Below are 20,426 nucleotides of genomic sequence, written 5' to 3'. Positions count from 1 at the left end.
TAATTTAATGCGTTTAATGAGTACAAAAAATATCTATTTTATTCCCTTTGGCCAAGATGATCCAATCAAAAAACCGAATTCATTAGTGGCAAGAATGGATTCATTGCTTGATACAGTGAAATCTTCTATTGAAGGAAAACAACTTCAACCTGTTTTAGTTGAAAAATATCGCGATCTCCAATAAATATTTTAGAAAAAATAGGACTGAATTATTTTTTCTATGTTAGAATGAAGAAAATTGAGTATGTGTCATTAGGATACATACTCGTTACTATGAAATCAATTATTCAAGCGAAAACCTTTGAATATAAACTTCATTTGACGTAAACTATTTAATAAAAGTGAAAACAGGGATGGTGCAAAAAAAGTGGGGAATAAACAAAGTTATGTAGTAGCTGTAGTAGGTGCAACTGGAGCAGTTGGACAACAAATGATTGCAACATTGGAGAAAAGAAATTTTCCAGTAAAAGAAATTAAATATTTATCTTCAAAACGTTCTGCAGGAACAAAATTAACATATAAAGGTAAAGAAGTAATCGTACAAGAAGCTACTCCTGAAGCTTTTGAAGGTGTTGATATTGCTTTATTTAGTGCTGGTGGCTCAGTATCAAAAGATCTAGCTCCTGAAGCAGTTAAAAGAGGGGCAGTAGTAGTAGATAACACTAGTGCATTTAGAATGGCTGAAGATGTACCTTTAGTTGTACCTGAAGTAAATGACAAAGATTTATTTAATCATAAAGGGATTATTGCAAATCCTAACTGTTCAACAATCCAAATGGTTGTTGCCCTAGAACCAATTCGTCAAACAATTGGTTTAAATAAAGTAGTAGTTTCAACTTACCAAGCCGTTTCTGGTGCTGGAGTTACAGCAATTGAAGCATTAAAGGAACAAGCGCAAGCATTCTTAAATGGTGAAGAAGCAACTCCATCAGTATTACCGGTAAAAAGTGGTGAGAAACATTATCAAATTGCTTTTAATGCAATTCCACAAATCGATGTATTTACTGAGAATGGATATACTTATGAAGAAATGAAAATGATTAATGAAACGAAAAAAATCATGCATTTACCTGAATTACAAATTAGCGCAACTTGTGTACGACTTCCTGTAATTTCTGGTCACTCAGAGTCAGTTTACATTGAAGTTGATAAGGAAGTATCAGTAGCTGAACTTAAATCACTTTTAAGTGATGCACCTGGAATCGTTTTACAAGATGATCCAGAACAACAACTATATCCAATGCCATTTTACAGTATTGGAAGTAATGAAGTATTTGTAGGACGTATCCGTAAAGACCTAGATAATCCATTTGGATTCCATTTATGGATCGTTTCAGATAATCTATTAAAAGGTGCTGCTTGGAATTCAGTGCAAATTGCTGAAAGATTAATTGAGTTAAGCATCATTTAGTGAAAACTGCTAGAGAGGTGCAAAAATGAAAATATTAGTCCAAAAATTTGGAGGGACTTCAGTACGTGACGAAAATGGTAGAAAGCACGCACTTAAGCATATAAAAGAAGCATTAGAAAAAGGATATAAATTAGTAGTTGTTGTTTCTGCTATGGGACGAAAAGGTGAACCATATGCAACTGATACACTATTAAATTTAGTTGGCGCAAAAAAAAGTAAGGTTACACAAAGAGAACTTGATTTATTAATGTCATGTGGTGAAACAATTTCATCAATTATTTTTTCAAATTTATTGAATGAAAACGGTATTCATGCCATGGCAATGACAGGTGCATCTGCAGGTTTCCGAACAAATGATGAATTTGGAAATGCAAAAATTCTTGATATGAAATGCGGCCGTCTAATTAAAGAGCTAGAAAACTATGATGTTGTAGTAGTAGCAGGATTCCAAGGATCAACATCTAATGGTGATATCACAACATTAGGTAGAGGTGGAAGTGATACTTCTGCTTCTGCACTTGGGGTTGCTGTTGGCGCAGAAACAATCGAAATCTTTACTGACGTTGAAGGCGTAATGACAGCAGATCCAAGGATTGTAAAAGAAGCAAGGCCTTTATCAGTTGTTACGTATGCAGAAATTTGTAATATGGCGTATCAAGGTGCGAAAGTAATTCATCCTAGAGCTGTAGAAATCGCGATGCAAGGAAAGGTACCTATTCGAATTCGTTCAACCTATTCAAATAGTTTAGGTACACTAGTAACATCGAATCCTACACAACGAATTATTGGTGATAATATTCAAGATCGTTTAATTACAGGAATTGCACATGTACCGAATGTTACGCAAATTAGAGTAACTTCAAAGGAACATACTTTTGATTTACATTCTCAAGTATTTAAAGCAATGGCAAATAAAGGAATAAGTGTAGACTTTATTAATATCTCTCCTAATGGTGTAGTATACACTGTAAGTGATGAAGTTGCTTCAAAAGCGATAGATGTATTAAAAGGAATCGGCTATGAGCCTTCATACACTACAGGATGTGCAAAAGTATCAATAGTTGGAGCGGCAATTGCAGGAGTACCTGGCGTAACTTCAAAAATTGTAACTGCATTAGCTGAAAAAGGAATTCAAATTTTACAATCAGCTGACAGTCATACAACTATTTGGGTGCTTGTCAAAAATGAAGATATGGTCGAAGCAGTTACTGCACTTCATGATGCATTTGAACTTAGTTCAGTTAAAATGGATTAAATTTTGATCGGAGTGGAACAATGAGTAGATTTGGTAAAATTTCAACAGCGATGGTAACTCCTTTTGATTCAAAAGGAAATATTGATTTCGCAAAAACAACAAAACTTGTGAACTACTTAATTGAGAATGGTACGGATTCAATCGTAGTTTGCGGAACAACTGGAGAATCTCCAACGTTAACTTCTGAAGAAAAATTAGCATTGATTAGCCATGTTGTTTCAACTGCAGCTGGAAGAGTACCTGTAATCGCAGGTACAGGAAGTAATAATACTCGTGAAACAGTTGAATTAACGAAAAAGGTTTCTGCTTTAGGTGTAGATGCAATAATGGTAGTTGTACCTTATTATAATAAACCAAACCAAGAAGGACTTTATCAACACTTTAAAGCGGCAGCTGAAAGTACTGAACTGCCTGTAATGTTATATAATGTACCAGGTAGAACAGTTGCTAGCCTTTCTGTAGATACAGTTGTAAGATTAGCAGAAATTCCGAATATAGTTGCAATTAAAGATGCGACTGGTAACTTAAGCATAATGACAGAAATTATTGACCGTACTCCTGAAGATTTTGAATTATACTGTGGTGACGACGGCCTAACACTTCCTGCATTTGCTATTGGTTCAAAAGGAACGGTTTCTGTTGCAGCACACGTATTAGGAAATGAAATGCAGCAATTAGCTGAAAGCTTCTTCACAGGAGATATGGCTAAAGCACAATTCTTACACCGTAAACTATTACCATTATTTGAAGGATTCTTCATGGCACCAAGTCCAGGTCCAATCAAAACAGCTTTACAAATGAAAGGGTTAGATGTTGGTGGAGTTCGTTTACCGCTTGTACCACTTTCAGAAGCTGAACGCACAACGATCGGTATATTAATAAATAAATTAGACGAAGCATTACAAAGTAATTAATAACAAAACCACTTACAAATAATCCGATTAATTTGGATTTGCGTAAGTGGTTTTTATTAATGTATGGACTCATCCACAAAAAAACAGAATTCTCCTATTGAATCACAATAAATGGTCTCATCATTTCATAGTCCTCGTGTTCCAACATATGACAGTGCCAAACATATAAGCCCGTGAATGGCCCAAACCTCATGATTATTCTTGTTACTTGATTTGGATTAGCTTGAACAGTGTCCTTCCAACCACATTCTTGTGGGTTTGGTGGAGACGGTGGATCTGTATAATGAATGATCTTTTCCTTTTTATACTTTTCTACATCAAAGTTTCTACGATCTAAGATTTGGAAATTAATTAAGTGGAGATGTATAGGATGAGCATCTGGCGTTAAGTTAATTAAATACCATATTTCAGTTGTTCCCAATTTTGGATTTTCTGTAATGGGGGCATCCCAATGTTTATTATCCAATAACATAATTTCTCGTCCATACTGATCCATCCTGTGATCTAATGTTAAGTATCGCTTCATTGAAGCAGATTGTTCATTTATTTTTGGAATAGTCACCATACTAGCTGGTATCATGCTCGTGTCCAGGTTTGACAATGGCAATGTAACTAGAAATTGCATCACAGTTCCTGTATTTTCATCAACAGGTCTTCCCGATGGAAATGGGGTAGGAGCATCATTCTGCATAATAATCTTCTTACCTTCAAGATTGGTAAAATCGATGATTACTTCTGCTCGTTCTGCAGGTGATAACATGAGCTCATTTATCCCAATCGGATGCTGCATGAATCCACCCTCAGTTGCGATTTGATACATAAGTTGACCTGTATTAAGCTTAAATCGAAAAAAGCGTGAGTTAGAACCGTTTAATAATCTAAATCGATATTTTCTTGGTTCAACTTTTAAATAAGGATGAACTTTACCATTGACGATGACTGTATCACCAATAAATTCAGGGATAATAGACGTTTGTAGTTCTTTAATTGGTTGATCTGGTTGTTCTGGATAATAAAGTGAACCATCGTGATTAAAACTTTTATCTTGTATCAATAGTGGGACATCATAATTCCCATTCGGTAAATTTAATGAACCTTCCTTCTGATCACTAACTAGATAGAATCCTGCTAAACCAGCATATATATTAAGCCTTGTAATACCAAGTGCGTGATCATGGTACCAAAGTGTAGATGCACAATCGCAATTATCATATCGATATACTTGCTTTCTAAAATAACGCCCAACTTGTTTATAATCTTTTGTGAACCAAGCTTCAGGATAGCCATCGCTTTCAGATTCGACACAAGCACCATGTACATGTACAACTGTCCTTACTTGAGGGACATCTTTATGAGCACCATGAACTGTATAATCGATCGGAAACAGGTGTTTGTCTGGTAAATCATTGATCCATTTAATAAACACGATTTCCCCTTTCTCTACTTTAATTGTAGGTCCAGGATAGCTTCCCTCATACCCCCAAACAGTTGAGTCATTTAACTCGCTATGGAGCGATTGTTTAAACTCCGTCATCGTTACTTCATAATAAGTATAAAAATGATCTTTCCAGCGAGGTTTTAATATTGGTGGAATGGGTAGTTCATCAACAAATTTAGAAAGATTCATTTTGGGGGGCTCTTTGTGATTAAAATTCATATCGAACCTCCTTTTCTAACATATTCATATTCCACCAATAAGTAATAATTGACTATTCAATAGAAAGAAATTCAATATAGACAGTTAAGAGAAATAAGAGGAGATAAGAAGTCTGATAACATGATTAATTTTGCAAAAAACTGTCAAAGGTAGCCCATATTATTCTCGTTTAATTCAAGTAATCTTAACTCCAATCGTTAAGAAGGAAAGATGAAGTGGAAACAACACAATTTTACTTTTTAATGTTAGCTATAGAAACCTGGCCGTTAAAAAATGATTAAAAATACTACCCAAAGTAATCCGATTTTCCTATTTAAGGAAGAATGTATCTTGTTTTACCTGTTCGGACTAGGATATAATGTTTGTAAGATTTTGAACGGTCTGTAAATTTAAAGAATTAACTAGGAGGAAAAGGTTGTGGTGAAGGAAATGAAGGAACAAGTAAAAGTTTTTGCCCTTGGTGGGGTCGGAGAAATCGGAAAAAACATGTATATAGTCGAAGTAGGCGATTTGATATACGTGTTAGATGCAGGTTTGAAATTTCCTGACCAAGAAATGTACGGAATAGATCATGTCATACCTGATGTAAGTTATTTAGAGAAAAACGCACATAAAGTAGTAGGTGTTTTTATAACACATGGACATGAAGATCATATTGGTGCAATTCCATATATTATGAATAAACTTCCACAAGTAAAGTTTTACACGAATAAATTAGCTTATTTATTTATAAGAGAAAAATTAAGTGAAAAGGGTATTAAAAACCTTGAGCAATTTGAACTATATGACGAAACTACTTTATTAACTTTTGAAAATAGTTCAATTAGTTTTTTTAGGACTACTCACAGTATTCCTGATTCGTTTGGATTTTGTATAAATACACCACAAGGTGCTGTCGTTTTTACTGGAGACTTCAAATTTGATCAATCGAAAAGTCCCTATCCAGGTGCTGATTTAGGTAAACTAGCATTAATAGGAGATAAAGGTGTCTTATGTTTGCTATCTGATAGCACGAACGCAGAAAGACAAGGGTTTTCGGGTTCTGAGAAGAAAGTATCGGAAGAAATTAAAAAAGAGATAATGAAAGCAAAAGGAAGAGTTTTAGTAGCTTGCTTTTCTTCAAATATATATCGAATCCAACAGGTTATTGATGCAAGTGTAGCTTCTGATCGAAAACTTGCAGTTGTCGGAAGTAGTATGATGAAATCGATTGAAATAGCGAAGGAATTAGATTATTTATCGATTCCTGATGATTTAATGATTTCAGTTGTGGATACAGATAATTATAAAGAAAGAGATATTGTCATCCTTACAACAGGTACTCAAGGAGAACCGATGGCAGCTCTTTCAAAAATTGCTAAAGGTACGCATAAACAAGTTTCAATCCGAAAAGGTGATACTGTACTAATGGCGGCAACACCTATTCCAGGAAATGAAATGTTAGTTTCATCTTCTGTTAATCTATTATTTAGAGCCGGCGCAAATGTTATTTATGGTTATAAGAAGGTACACGTATCTGGCCATGGCTATGAAGAAGAATTAAAATTAATGCTTGAATTAATGAAGCCAAAATATTTCATACCAGTTCATGGCGAATATCGAATGCAAAAAGCACATTCACATATTGCAGAAGAAGTAGGGATGGCAAAAGAAGATATTTTTATTATTGAAAAAGGGGACATCGTTTCGTTTAAAAATGGTCAAGCTTCTCGTACTGAAAAAATCGAAGTTGGCAATGTTTTAATTGACGGAATTGGTGTCGGTGATGTTGGAAATATCGTATTACGTGATCGTAAGCTACTTTCACAAGATGGAATACTTATCGTTGTGGTAACGTTTAACAAGCAAAAGAAAGCAATCATATCTGGTCCAGAAATTATAACTCGTGGTTTTGTATATGTTCGTGAGTCCGAAAAATTAATAACTAGATCAACTGATATTGTAAAAGACATTACAGAAAAAATGTTACAGAACGATCAAATTGAATGGACATTATTAAAAAATTCAATAAGAGATGGATTAAGCGCTTACTTATATGAAGAAACAAAAAGAAGACCGATGATTCTTCCAATATTAATGGAAGTATAATTTTAAATACAAGGTACTTCTTAATCCAAGATGGGTATGATTTCCTTATTATTTTCACATACTAACTTGTATGAAAAATGATAGGGGGAACCGTTTTGACAAATTCAAATAATGAAACACCTATTCCAAACGAAGATGCACCTCCAAAGCCAAATGATCAAAAGGATATGAGCATTGTTGAAAAAATTCAGCAATTAGGACAAACAAATGTTCCAGCAAGCAATGATTCAAAAATCCATTGTCTAACGATAATTGGACAAATTGAAGGGCATGTGGCATTACCACCTCAAAACAAGACAACTAAATATGAACATTTAATCCCGCAATTAGTGGCAATTGAACAAAATCCTAAAATTGAAGGATTATTGATTGTTCTAAATACTGTTGGTGGAGATGTGGAAGCAGGCCTTGCGATATCAGAAATGATTGCGACATTAACGAAACCTACTGTATCAATCGTTTTAGGCGGTGGTCATAGTATCGGGGTACCAATTGCAGTAAGTACTGACTTCTCATATATTGCTGAAACGGCAACAATGACGATTCATCCAATTCGTCTAACTGGCTTAGTAATTGGTGTACCTCAAACATTTGAATACCTTGATAAAATGCAAGAAAGGGTAACACGTTTTGTTACAAAGCATTCAAATATTACGGAAGAACGTTTCAAGGAATTAATGTTTACAAAAGGTAATTTAACAAGAGATATCGGCTCTAATGTAGTCGGTGGAGATGCAGTAAAATATGGACTAATCGATGATGTAGGTGGGATCGGGCAAGCACTGAGTAAGTTGCAGGAATTAATTGATGAACGAAAAGAAAAGTCTAATAAAGAGGAGAATGAATTTTGATTCTTTATACAATCATGCCAATTGAATCGATTTTTCCTGTTGATCAACAAGAATACACATCGCAGCAGTTTTTGGAATACAATGGTGTTCCAATGTTGGTTGATAGTGTTGGAGGTACAGCTTTTGAAATTAAACGAATTGTCAGTACTGATCCGCAGCATTTTATGCAGTATACACCTGGTCAAAGAATTTTAGTTCTTCCAACTTGAGGTAATTATTAACAATACATGGTAAACATATGTTCTGATATGTTATAATAAATTCAATTTAAGAAAGCAGCCAAAAGGCTGCTTTCTTTGGCGAATCTGCAAATTTTGATGGGGGTGAATTACATGGCAAAGCAGAAGCAGCAAAAGTCAAAAGCTCGAAAATCAGTAAGTGGCAATGGTTCAATATGGTATGAAATTAGTGGATTAATATTTTTAGCACTATCAATCGTAACAATATTAAAGCTTGGTATTGTAGGTAAAGCGTTTGTATTATTCTTGAGATTCTTCTTTGGGGAATGGTACATGCTTAGTTTTCTTTTTATCATCGGTTTATCTGCATATAGCATAATTTATCGAAAAAGACCTCCATTTGTTTCGAGTATTACGATTGGTGGATTGTTAATCTTCTTTAGTATATTGATGTTTAGTCATGTTACTCTATTTGATTTATTAGCAAAAAATAATCAATTTCATGATCAATCTGTTATAAAAAGTACGCTAGATTTATTTTTAATTGAAGCCAAAGGCAAAATCAGTACGGTTGATCTTGGTGGAGGTATGATTGGAGGAATACTTTTTGCAGTTTTATATTTCTTATTTGATCGAACCGGTGCGATTCTATTCGGAATCATTGCAATTGTTGCGGGAGTTTTATTTATAACTGGTAAGCCACTTGGTGGTTATATATATCAATATATAATGCCAAAAGTAAGAAATTTAATTTCAGATAGCTGGAAGGATTTTACAAATTTCTGGAAGCGTGGTCGTGAACAAAAAACTACTAGTAGACGAGCTGAGGCTAAACAAAAGAGAAAAGCAAGGAAAGATTCATTTGAAGACAATGATAATGAAGTAGAAGTGTCTACGGGTAATAATTTAAATTACCAAGTTAAAAATTCATATGAAGATGAGATCATCGAGCCGAAAAAAGAAATTCAAATCGAATATTCTCCTACATATCAGCCACCTAAGGGACCAGAATTGATCATCGCAAATAATTCAAATCAAATCCAAGCTCATTTTGCAGAGGATGATGATCAATCAATTGAATTGCCAGTTGCAGAAGTAGGTATTGATGATAAGGTAGATTACGTATTGCCATCAATGGATTTATTGGCCTACCCAAAGGGTGCTAAAAAACGTGAAAATGAATCCAAACTAAAGGAAAATGCGGACAAGCTTGAAAGAACATTTCAAAGTTTTGGTGTAAAGGCTACAGTAACAAAAGTACATCATGGACCTGCGGTAACAAAATATGAAGTATACCCTGAAGCAGGTGTAAAAGTTAGTCGTATTGTAAATCTTAGTGATGATTTAGCCCTTGCACTTGCAGCAAAAGACATTCGAATTGAAGCTCCGATTCCAGGTAAATCTGCTGTAGGAATTGAAGTGCCTAATACGAATATAACGACTGTATTACTTAGAGAAGTTCTCGAAGCAAAAAATCCGAAATTACAAAATCCATTAGCTGTATCGTTAGGAAAAGATATTGCCGGAGATGCTGTATTTGCAGAGCTTAATAAAATGCCGCATTTACTAGTAGCTGGGGCGACAGGTAGTGGAAAAAGTGTATGTATAAATGGAATCATTGTAAGTATCCTAATGAATGCAAAACCATCTGAAGTAAAGCTAATGCTAATCGATCCGAAGATGGTTGAATTAAATGTTTATAATGGTATTCCTCATTTGCTAACTCCTGTTGTAACAAACCCTAAAAAGGCTTCACAAGCGTTACGAAAAGTTGTTAGTGAAATGGAAAGAAGATACGAGCTTTTTTCTCATTCAGGTACTAGAAATATCGAAGGTTATAACGAATTAACTAAACAAAATAATACGATGACTGATTCGAAACAACCTTTATTACCTTTTATCGTCGTAATAGTTGATGAGTTAGCTGACTTAATGATGGTAGCTTCGAGTGACGTGGAAGATTCAATCACTAGATTAGCTCAAATGGCTCGTGCAGCTGGTATCCACTTAATTATTGCTACACAACGACCGTCCGTTGACGTTATCACGGGTGTCATTAAAGCAAATATACCTTCTCGAATTGCTTTTAGTGTATCTTCTCAAACAGATTCTCGTACAATACTTGATACTGGTGGAGCAGAAAAACTATTAGGAAGAGGAGATATGTTATATCAACCAATCGGTGCATCTAAACCAATCCGAGTACAAGGGGCATTTTTATCTGATGATGAAGTTGAAAGAGTAGTCGAGTTTTCAATCTCTCAACAAAAGGCTCAATACCAAGAAGAAATGATGGTAAAAGAGGAAAAAGATGGGAAATCTGAAGTGAATGATGACCTTTATAATGAAGCTGTTGAGTTAGTATCAAATATGCAGTCAGCCTCGGTATCACTACTACAAAGAAGATTTAGAATTGGTTATACAAGAGCTGCCAGATTAATTGATGCGATGGAAGATAATGGTATAGTTGGTCCGTATGAAGGTAGTAAACCAAGGGAAGTATTAATTAGTAAGCCAGTAGAAGATGAGCAAGCCTTGTCATAAACAAAAAAGAAAAAAATGTCGAAACATTATTGACATTTTTAGACATAGAATGATATTATTTCTTCAGATAAATTGATAGTCCTCATATAATATCGACATAATGGGTCGGAAGTTTCTACATTGCAACCAATATTTGCAATACTATGGGGAAAAAGCATTATTATGGAGAAATGATTTATATTTACGATAATCAAAAACTCTTATAATCTAGCTTTTTCACTAAGTGGAACGGTAGATTATAAGAGTTTTTTTTGTTAAATATGAACAAATGATCCATTAACGTAATAAAAAATAAAGCGTTTACAAAAAAGTGTTGAAATGAGTAAAAAATAACAGTATAGTAAAGAAGGATTATACGACAGATGTCTAACAACTGATGTCTGAAATCCGAAGTTTGGGGGATGGGAAATGAAGATTAAAACAGACACCAGATTACTTTATCTCCAAGTGATGGATCGAATAAAACAAGATATTGAGAATGGTATTTACTTGCCACATCATAAGTTACCATCAGAGTATGAGTTATCTAAAATATTTGGAGTATCAAGAGCAACATTAAGAGAAGCATTAAGAGTTTTAGAAGAAGAAAATATCTTAGTTAGAAGACATGGAGTCGGTACATTTGTGAAACCGAAACCAATATTTAGGACAGGCATTGAACAATTAAGTAGTGTCTCAGAAATGATTGTTGATGCAGGTAAAGAGCCTGGTACAATCTTTCTATCTTCTAAACTATTAGTTCCTACGAAAGAAGATTTAAAAAGCTTCACAATCACTGAAGATGATCGAATGCACGTAGTAGAAAGAATTCGAACAGCAAATGGTGAACCTGTCGTTTATTGCATTGATAAATTACCGACTAATTATTTTAAACAGGTTCCATCATATGAAGATCACTCGTTTTTTACATTCATTAAAAAAGAAACTGGTCGCAATATCGAATATTCAAGTGCAAGAATTGAACCGATAGGTTACCACGATAAAGTTTCTCCTTTATTACAGTGTGAACCAGATGTTTCATTATTATTAATCGAACAGTTACACTTTGACGATTTAAACCGTGCAGTTTTACATTCTTATAATTACTTTAGAGCGGATCAGTTCAGCTTTAATGTTTTAAGAAAAAGAAATTAAATTGTATAGCCAAATTAATATTTACGAAAAATAAGTTTTGGCAAGTTTTCAAATATTGTTTACTGAAAGTTCATTAAATTATTAGGGAGGTGGATCGTTAAGATAACGATTATAAACCAAGCTAGTACAAAAGTAAATAAAAATTTAAGGGGGCAAAATTTTTATGAAGATGAAAAAAGCTGGTCTTGTTCTTTCAATGGCCTTAGCAGCAGGTACAATTTTAGGTGCTTGTGGTAAAGGTGGAGATACAAAAGACGCAAAAGGCGCATTTAAAGTAGGAATGGTAACTGACTCTGGTACGATTGATGATAAGTCATTTAACCAAGGTACTTGGGAAGGGATCCAAGCTGGAGCTAAAGATTTAGGTTTCAATCTTAAGCAAGATACAAAATACTTAAAACCTGCAGGTGAAACTGAAGCAGATTACTTAAAAGAAATCGGTAACTTAAATGATGCAGGGTTTCAATTTATTATAACTCCTGGTTATAAATTTGAAACAGCAATTAATAAAGCGCAAGATAAATATAAAGATGACAAATTTGTAATTATCGATGGTACTCCACACACAGCTAAAGATTTTACTCCAAATGTAAAAGATAACACAGTTTCAATTTTCTTCGCAGAACATGAAGCTGGTTACTTAGCTGGTATTGCAACAGCAGTTCAATTAAAAACTGGTGATGTTGGATTTATCGGTGGTATGGAAATTCCAGCAGTTCAAAAATATAACTGGGGATTCCAACAAGGTATTAAATATGCAAACGAAAAACTTGGAACAAGCATTTCTTTAAAAGCTAATAACGTAGTTTATTCTGGAAGCTTTACAGACAAAGCAGCAGGTCAACAAATTGCAGCTCAAATGTATGACCGCGGAGTTAAAGCGATTTTCACTGCAGCAGGTGGAGTAGGACAAGGTGCTATTACTGAAGCTAAAAACAGAGTAGCTAGTGGTAAAGAAGTTTGGGTTGTTGGTGTTGACGTAGATCAGTACGCTGATGGTGTTTATAAAGATAACAAATCAATCATTTTAACTTCAGCTATGAAAGGTGTTGCAAAAGCAGCTTCTGATATGGTTAAAGCTGAAAAAGATAAAAAATTCCCTGGTGGACAAACTTTAACTTACGATGCAAAAAATGATGGAATTGGTTTACCAAAAGAAAATCCAAACTTAAGTTCTGATACTATAACAAAAGTTAATGATGTATTTAACAAAATTAAGTCTGGTGAAATTGTAGTAGCAAGTGAAAGAGGAAGTTTAATTAAGTAATTAAATTTCTAATTAATAAATGATAGAAGAAGCATAGGAAAGGAGTCCCTTTTATATGCTTCTTCTACCCTAAAAATGATTTTTTAGTTTCATGCTTTAATCAATTGTAAGCACTTATATTGGTAAAGCTTCCAATTGATTAGGGCATGACTATCGGGAGAGAGAGTTAAGCCCTCCTTAAATAAAAAATATAGAAAAATATTTCGAAATCAAGTAAAACTTTAAAATAAAAAATGACTTCGTAATATCAAGGAGGAAAATTATGGAATATGTAGTGGAGATGCTAAATATAACAAAAGAGTTTCCTGGCATTATAGCGAATGATAATATTACACTACGATTAAAAAAAGGGGAAGTTCATGCTTTATTAGGTGAAAACGGGGCAGGGAAATCAACTTTAATGTCCGTCCTTTTTGGAATGTACACACCTGAAAAAGGGATTATAAAAATAAAAGGTAAAGAAGTTAAAATTTCAAATCCAAATGTTGCAAATGAACTAGGAATCGGAATGGTTCACCAACATTTTAAACTAGTTTCAAATTTTACAGTAACAGAAAATATTATTCTAGGTCTTGAACCTAAAAAGGGGCTAGTCGTAGATATTAAGACTGCAGCAAAACGTATTGAAGAGCTTTCGAAAACTTACGGTTTAAATGTAGATCCATATGCAAAGATTGAAGATATTACAGTAGGGATGCAACAAAGAGTCGAAATTTTAAAAACTTTATACCGTAATGCTGAAGTATTAATCCTAGATGAGCCAACAGCAGTACTTACTCCACAAGAAATACAAGATTTAATGAAGATTATTAAAAACTTGATCAATGAAGGCAAGTCAATCATTATCATTACTCATAAATTAAAAGAAATTAAAGCTGTTGCCGATCAATGTACAGTAATTCGTCACGGTAAGTACATTGGTACAGTTGATGTAAAACAAACTTCTGAATCTGAAATGGCATCTATGATGGTCGGACGTCAGGTGTCTTTCAAGGTAGATAAGGTAGAATCAAATCCTGGTGAAGTTGTACTAGATGTAAATAATTTAAGTGTCAAAAATAATAAAAAAGTTTTAGGTTTAAAAAATGCTACACTTCAAGTTCGAGCAGGTGAAATCGTTGGGATTGCCGGAGTTGAAGGAAATGGACAATCTGAACTTGTTGAAGCAATTACAGGGTTAAGAGCGATTGAAGAGGGTTCTATTTTATTAAAAAATCAAGATATTACAAAACACAGTATACGCGAGCGAATTAGAAACGGTATTGCTCATATTCCAGAGGATCGTCAAAAAAGAGGACTTGTTCTTGAATATACAATTGAAGAAAACGTTGTTTTAGAGATTTATAATCAAGAGCCATTCTCTAAATATGGTGTATTAGATAAAGCTGCGATTGCCAAACATGCAAAGAAAATTATTGAAGAATTCGATGTACGATCTGGTGAAGGTGCTAAAACAGTGGTTGAATCAATGTCTGGAGGAAACCAACAAAAAGCAATCATTGGTCGTGAAATCGAACTTAAGCCAGAGTTATTAATTGCATGTCAGCCAACGCGTGGATTAGACGTTGGTTCGATAGAGTATATTCATAAGAGATTAATAGAGCAAAGAGATAGCGGAAAAGCTGTTCTACTGATCTCGTTAGAGCTAGATGAGGTTCTTAATTTATCTGACCGCATTGCAATCGTAAATGCTGGAGAAATCGTTGATATCGTTAATGCCAAAGACACAAATGAAGATGAATTAGGATTAATGATGGCTGGTATAAGGAGAGGTGAAGGGGCATGAAAAAGGGAGGAATCATTTCTTTAATTGCCGTAGTATTAGGTTTACTAGCTGGAGCATTATTAATTTTAGTAACAGGTAATGATCCAGTAGAAGGGTTTACTTATTTATTCCAAGGTGGATTAAAAGATCCGGAGCGTATTGGTAATACATTTGCTACTGCTACTCCGTTAATTTTAACAGGACTTTCTGTTGCATTTGCATTCAGAACAGGTTTATTTAATATTGGTGCAGCTGGCCAAATGCTTTTCGCAGGATTTTGTGCTTCTGCAATTGGTTTAACTTTCGATTTACCTACTCTTATCTTAGTACCAATTATGGTAATTGTAGCCTTTATTGCAGGTGCAGCTTGGGCATTTATTCCAGGACTACTAAAAGCTAGGTTTAATGTTCACGAAGTAGTTTCTACGATTATGATGAACTGGATTGCCTATTGGACTGTTTATTATTTAGTACCACAATATTTTAAAGGTAGTACTGAAACAGAGTCAAAAATGCTTGCAGATGCAGCAACATTAAAAATGCCATTTTTATCAAATTTATTTGGTGGATCATATATTAACTTCGGTTTATTTATCGCCGTAATTATGGTAATCGTTGTTTCATTTATTATTAATCGTACAGTATTAGGGTATGAATTAAAAGCTGTAGGTTACAACCGAAGTGCTGCTGAATACGCTGGTATTTCAGTAAATAGAAATGTTATTTTATCAATGATGATTTCAGGTGGACTAGCAGGGTTAGCAGGTGTTGTTCAATTCGCTGGTAATGCATCACTAATTCAAATAGGTGTTTTACCTACCGAAGGATTCGACGGAATTGCCGTGGCACTTTTAGGCATGAATACACCAATTGGCGTATTTTTCTCAGCTATTTTCTTTGGACTATTATATTCTGGTAAAGGTTTTATGAGTGCAATGACTTCAATTCCACCAGATATTGCTGATGTTATCATTGCAATTATTATTTATTTCTCTGCAACTAGTATTTTAATTAAAAAAGTTATAGATCGAGTATCGAAATCACGCAAATACAAAAACAGCAATGTAGGAGAGAAGGTGAAATAAGGCATGGATTTAATTATACAAATTTTCCCATATGCAATTGCCTATACGATTCCATTATTAATCGTAGCATTAGGTGGTTTATTTTCTGAGCGAAGCGGTGTCGTAAATATTGGTTTAGAAGGTTTAATGGTTGTTGGTGGTTTCGCTAGTGCCTTAACAATTTCAAAACTTCAAGAAACTCATCAAGGTGAAGTTTGGGTAATCTGGGTAGGAATTCTTGTTGCAGTTCTAACAGGTGCTTTATTTTCTTTACTACATGCGTTTGCAAGTATAAATTTACACGCAGATCAAGTAATTAGTGGTATCGCAATTAATATGATTGCAGGTGCTTTAACAATCTTCTTAGCAAGAAATATTACTGGATCAGGAAACATCAGTATTAACGGTATTACTCGTACGGATATCCCAGTGTTAAAGAACATTCCAATTCTTGGAGATTTATTCTTTAAAAACACGTATTCTACAACATGGTTAGTAATCGGCATTCTAATCATTAGTACATTTGTACTTTATAAAACTCGTTTAGGCTTACGTCTACGTGCATGTGGTGAATACCCACAAGCAGCTGATGCAGCAGGTATTAATGTATACCGTATTCGTTACCTTGGCGTTATTATTTCTGGTGCATTTTCTGGATTAGGTGGAGCAATTATTTTAGTAACTTACTCTGGCGAATTTACAGGTAGTGTAGCAGGTCTTGGTTTCTTAGCAATTGCTGCATTAATTTTTGGACAATGGAAGCCACTTGGAATTTTAGCAGCGACATTATTCTTTGGTGTAGCAACAACAATTGCCAATGTATCGCAAGTAATTCCAAGCTTAGCTCATATCCCACCATTAGCATTAAAGTTATTCCCATACGTTGTAACTTTAATCGCATTAGTAATTTTCTCTAAATCATCTCAAGCACCAAAATCAGTTGGTGTTGCATATGAAAAAGGTAAACGATAAATAATTGTTTTGAAGCTTCCTATTTAATTAGGAAGCTTTTTTCATTTGCTGAAACAACATTGTGTCAACTAATTACGAATATTATCCTGTTAAGTAAGATTGCTTTGGTTGAACATCTCTCAACTATACCAAGAAATTAAATTATAATTCGTGTTTTGATCGATTTTACGAAGAAGAAGATCCTCAAGACATTCAAATAACTTCAGTTTGATTTCTTCTGGAATTCGTTAACCTCATGTCACATGGAGTTAGTTGAGGATAAAATCACATCGGAAAAGAAGAATTAATCGTTTTAGAGGTATAAAAGAAAAGACAATGTTAAAAAGTGTATTGGTTTTAAGATTTTCAGTTATGTTTTGGTAATGATTGGAACGTAAGGTGCGAGACTCCTGTGGGAAAAGAGGGAAGGGTGAGACCCCGCAGGCTGGCCGAGGAGGCTCACCTCTCTACCCACGGAAAGGGAGCATCCTGGAGAGGAAATCAACGAAGTACTTATTTTAAAAGAACAGATAGTTGAATTAAACGACTTTTTCAACATCTCTAAACGATTTTAAAATAAGAAGCTTCTTTTTATTTGAATTAATAATTTTGGGTAAACTAAGCAGTAGGTTTTATTTTTGGTAAAATTAGAGATACAATGAAGATATTGGAAATAAATATGAGTAAATAGTATTTGACTAAGGAGGGTTCAATTTGAATTTGTTACAGTACAAAAATAGTGATATTAACGGTATTAAGCTACATGTGGTAACAACTGAAAAGTTTAAAACAAATTCGATTACGTTAAAAGTACGAGGAAAACTCGAAGAAGATACAGTATCGTATCGCGGAATTTTACCTTATGTATTGCAAAGTGGAACAAAAGATCTTCCTACCAATGGTGAAATTAGAAGAAAATTAGAAGAATTATATGGGGCGACCTTCTTTGTAGACGTATCAAAAAAAGGTGATTACCATGTTATGTCATTTACAATTGACATTGCAAATGAAAAATACCTTTCAAATCAAGGTTCACTATTAAATGAAGCGCTGATGCTTATTGCTTCTATTTGGCAAAATCCATTTTTAGAAAATGGGGTATTTTCAGCTAAACATGTTGAAACTCAAAAAAGAACTCAAGTACAACGAATTCAATCAATTAATGATGATAAATTGAAATTTGCAAATCAACGACTAGTGGAAGAAATGTTTAAGGATGAACCTTATGCGTTACTTGCAAATGGAAAAACAGAAGATGTCAATTCAATGACAGCAGACTCACTTTATCAGTACTATGAAAAAGCTTTGCAACAAGATTTAATTGATCTATATATAGTTGGAGATGTTGCATTTGACCAATGTAAACAATTAGTTGAAGAGAATTTTAGAAACACAACTAGTCGAAAATTAACAGTTGATACAACAAAAGCAACGCCAGTCGATTCTCCTAATGAAGTAATTGAAGAGCAAAAACTAAATCAGGCTAAACTTCATATAGGTTATACGACTGGGATTTCGATTAAAGATCCAGATTACTTTGCACTTCAAGTATTTAATGGACTTTTTGGCGGATTCTCTCATTCAAAGTTATTTATCAACGTTCGTGAAAAAAATAGCTTAGCATACTATGCTGCTTCTCGTTTTGAAAGTCATAAATCAATTTTAATGGTTATGTCTGGTATAGCAAGTGAAAATTATGAAAAAGCAACTACAATTATTGCTGAACAACTTGAAGAAATGAAAAAGGGAAATTTCACTGAAGAGGAAATCGATCAAACAAAATTAGTGATTAAAAACAGTCTATTAGAAAGTATGGACACAGCTTATGGAATTATTGAAACATTATTCAATGACCAAGCTGCAGGGAATGAACGTCCGATCGAGGACTGGTTCCCTGAAATTGAAAAAGTTACGAAAGATGAAATTGTAGCTGTAGCTAATAAAATTAAACTTCACACAACTTATTTCTTAAAAGGTCAGGAGGGAGCATAATGGAAAAAAAGTATTTTGAACAATTGAATGAAACGCTTTATTTCGAGGAGCTTGAAAACGGATTAAAAGTATATATTCTTCCTAAACAAGGCTACAACAAAACATATGCGACCTTTACAACTAAATACGGTTCGATTGATTCTGAATTTATTCCTTTAGGAAAAGATGAAAAATTAGTTGTACCAGATGGGATTGCTCATTTTTTAGAGCACAAGTTGTTTGAAAAGAAAGATGGGGACGTATTCCAAGTTTTTAGTAAACAAGGAGCTTCTTCTAATGCGTTTACAAGTTTTACACGAACTGCTTATTTATTTTCAGCAACGAATAATGTAGAACAAAATTTAATGACTTTAATTGATTTTGTTCAAGATCCATATTTTTCTGATCAAAGTGTTGAAAAAGAAAAAGGGATTATTGGTCAAGAAATTAAAATGTACGAAGATAACCCTGATTGGAGACAATATTTTGGGATGATTGCAAATTTATATGGTAAACATCCTGTTAGAACCGATATTGCTGGTACGGTTGAATCAATTTCAAAAATTACAAAAGAATTACTTTATACTTGTTACGAAACTTTTTATCATCCGAGTAATATGTTGTTTTTTGTTGTAGGTCCTGTAGATCCTGATAAAACAATGAATTTAATTAAAGAAAACCAAAGCAAAAAAACGTTCAAAGATGCAAATGAAATTAAGAGATTTTTCCCTGAAGAAACGCCAGAATCAGCAGAAAAGAAAAAAGTGTTACATATGAATGTCCAATCATCGAAAGTGCTCGTTGGCGTGAAAGACTTTTCTGCACCTAAAGGTGGAAGCGAATTATTAAAGCATGAATTATCAATTTCAGTATTACTAGATTATTTATTTGGCAAAGGCTCAAATACGTATCAACAAATGTATGAAGATGGCTTAATCGATGATACGTTCTCATATGATTACTCCGCAGAAAATGGTTTTGCTTTTGCAATCATCGGAGGAGATTCTACTTCACCTGAAAAACTTTCTGAAAAAATTAAAGAAGTGTTATTAGATTCAAAAAATCATCAGTGGGAAAAAGAAATTGTCGATCGCGTAGTTAAAAAGAAAATTGGCGGATTCTTACGCTCATTAAATTCTCCAGAATATATCGCTAACCAATTTACACGATATGCGTTCTTAGATATGCATTTATTTGACATTGTATCTGTGTTACAATCTATTTCTGTAGAGGATCTAAAAGAAAGTGCTAGTCATCTAATAAATGAAGACTATATGAGTGAATTTTTTGTTCTTCCTCATTGAAAGAATTAAAAGCATCCTTTATTGGATGCTTTTTGAAATTTTAAAAATTTAAGGGTTTTTAAAGAATCAAA

Annotated in this window: 15 protein-coding genes, 1 pseudogene and 1 riboswitch; of the genes and pseudogenes, 15 read left to right on the top strand and 1 reads right to left on the bottom strand. The window is 33.9% G+C overall.

Features of this window, described 5'->3' with window-relative positions; all coding sequences use genetic code 11:
- The 4 genes and pseudogenes from spoVFB to dapA all read left to right on the top strand — a co-directional run.
- Positions 1 to 184 (top strand): annotated as a pseudogene (gene spoVFB / locus COE53_RS16985) (dipicolinate synthase subunit B); the annotation flags it as partial.
- A gap of 183 nt (positions 185 to 367) precedes the next feature.
- Positions 368 to 1,411: an aspartate-semialdehyde dehydrogenase gene (gene asd / locus COE53_RS16980; protein WP_025568552.1), complete on the top strand. Its 1,044-nt coding sequence runs from the start codon at positions 368 to 370 to the stop codon at positions 1,409 to 1,411.
- Positions 1,412 to 1,436: 25 nt separating this feature from the next.
- Positions 1,437 to 2,666 (top strand): aspartate kinase, encoded by a 1,230-nt coding sequence (dapG, locus tag COE53_RS16975; RefSeq protein WP_025568553.1) that lies wholly within the window; start codon positions 1,437 to 1,439, stop codon positions 2,664 to 2,666.
- A gap of 20 nt (positions 2,667 to 2,686) precedes the next feature.
- Positions 2,687 to 3,580 carry a 4-hydroxy-tetrahydrodipicolinate synthase gene (gene dapA / locus COE53_RS16970; RefSeq protein ID WP_025568555.1) on the top strand — a complete coding sequence of 298 codons (894 nt, stop codon included), beginning with the start codon at positions 2,687 to 2,689 and terminating at the stop codon, positions 3,578 to 3,580.
- A 94-nt stretch (positions 3,581 to 3,674) separates the two neighbouring features.
- Here the strand turns inward: dapA and COE53_RS16965 are convergent, their stop codons facing one another.
- Positions 3,675 to 5,207 (bottom strand): multicopper oxidase family protein, encoded by a 1,533-nt coding sequence (locus COE53_RS16965; protein ID WP_025568556.1) that lies wholly within the window; start codon positions 5,205 to 5,207, stop codon positions 3,675 to 3,677.
- A gap of 447 nt (positions 5,208 to 5,654) precedes the next feature.
- On the opposite strand from COE53_RS16965, the gene COE53_RS16960 reads away from it, so the two are divergent.
- The 11 genes from COE53_RS16960 to yfmH all read left to right on the top strand — a co-directional run bounded on the left by COE53_RS16960 (position 5,655) and on the right by yfmH (position 20,355).
- On the top strand, positions 5,655 to 7,325 hold the full coding sequence (locus COE53_RS16960; RefSeq protein ID WP_098948445.1) for a ribonuclease J: 1,671 nt from the start codon (positions 5,655 to 5,657) through the stop codon (positions 7,323 to 7,325).
- A 167-nt stretch (positions 7,326 to 7,492) separates the two neighbouring features.
- Positions 7,493 to 8,176: a ClpP family protease gene (locus COE53_RS16955; protein ID WP_254664609.1), complete on the top strand. Its 684-nt coding sequence runs from the start codon at positions 7,493 to 7,495 to the stop codon at positions 8,174 to 8,176.
- Positions 8,173 to 8,385, top strand: a complete 213-nt coding sequence (locus COE53_RS16950) for a YlzJ-like family protein (protein ID WP_025568559.1) — start codon at positions 8,173 to 8,175, stop codon at positions 8,383 to 8,385. The genes COE53_RS16955 and COE53_RS16950 overlap by 4 nt, the downstream gene beginning before the upstream one ends.
- Before the next feature lie 123 nt (positions 8,386 to 8,508).
- On the top strand, positions 8,509 to 10,899 hold the full coding sequence (locus COE53_RS16945; protein WP_098948444.1) for a DNA translocase FtsK: 2,391 nt from the start codon (positions 8,509 to 8,511) through the stop codon (positions 10,897 to 10,899).
- Positions 10,900 to 10,961: 62 nt separating this feature from the next.
- A riboswitch (purine riboswitch) is annotated at positions 10,962 to 11,063 on the top strand.
- Between the two features lie 244 nt (positions 11,064 to 11,307).
- A complete protein-coding gene (locus COE53_RS16940; protein WP_025568763.1) occupies positions 11,308 to 12,033 on the top strand; it encodes a GntR family transcriptional regulator in 726 nt (241 codons plus the stop codon).
- A 169-nt stretch (positions 12,034 to 12,202) separates the two neighbouring features.
- A complete protein-coding gene (locus COE53_RS16935) occupies positions 12,203 to 13,300 on the top strand; it encodes a BMP family lipoprotein (RefSeq protein ID WP_217493006.1) in 1,098 nt (365 codons plus the stop codon).
- A gap of 262 nt (positions 13,301 to 13,562) precedes the next feature.
- Positions 13,563 to 15,086 (top strand): ABC transporter ATP-binding protein, encoded by a 1,524-nt coding sequence (locus COE53_RS16930; RefSeq protein WP_069034497.1) that lies wholly within the window; start codon positions 13,563 to 13,565, stop codon positions 15,084 to 15,086.
- Entirely contained in the window at positions 15,083 to 16,150 is a 1,068-nt protein-coding gene (locus tag COE53_RS16925; RefSeq protein WP_025568767.1) for an ABC transporter permease, read from the top strand. Before COE53_RS16930 ends, COE53_RS16925 begins: the two co-directional genes overlap by 4 nt.
- 3 nt (positions 16,151 to 16,153) lie before the next feature.
- Complete coding sequence (locus COE53_RS16920) at positions 16,154 to 17,101, top strand: ABC transporter permease (protein ID WP_025568768.1); 948 nt, start codon at positions 16,154 to 16,156, stop codon at positions 17,099 to 17,101.
- A gap of 693 nt (positions 17,102 to 17,794) precedes the next feature.
- A complete protein-coding gene (gene yfmF / locus COE53_RS16915) occupies positions 17,795 to 19,072 on the top strand; it encodes an EF-P 5-aminopentanol modification-associated protein YfmF (protein WP_069034496.1) in 1,278 nt (425 codons plus the stop codon).
- A complete protein-coding gene (gene yfmH, locus COE53_RS16910) occupies positions 19,072 to 20,355 on the top strand; it encodes an EF-P 5-aminopentanol modification-associated protein YfmH (protein ID WP_069034495.1) in 1,284 nt (427 codons plus the stop codon). Before yfmF ends, yfmH begins: the two co-directional genes overlap by 1 nt.
- Positions 20,356 to 20,426 lie beyond the last annotated feature (71 nt).

Source organism: Bacillus sp. AFS029533, assembly GCF_002585125.1.
GTDB lineage: Bacteria > Bacillota > Bacilli > Bacillales > Bacillaceae_G > Gottfriedia > Gottfriedia luciferensis_B.
Note: the sequence above shows the minus strand (reverse complement) of the source record. Positions and strands in the feature narration are given on the sequence as shown.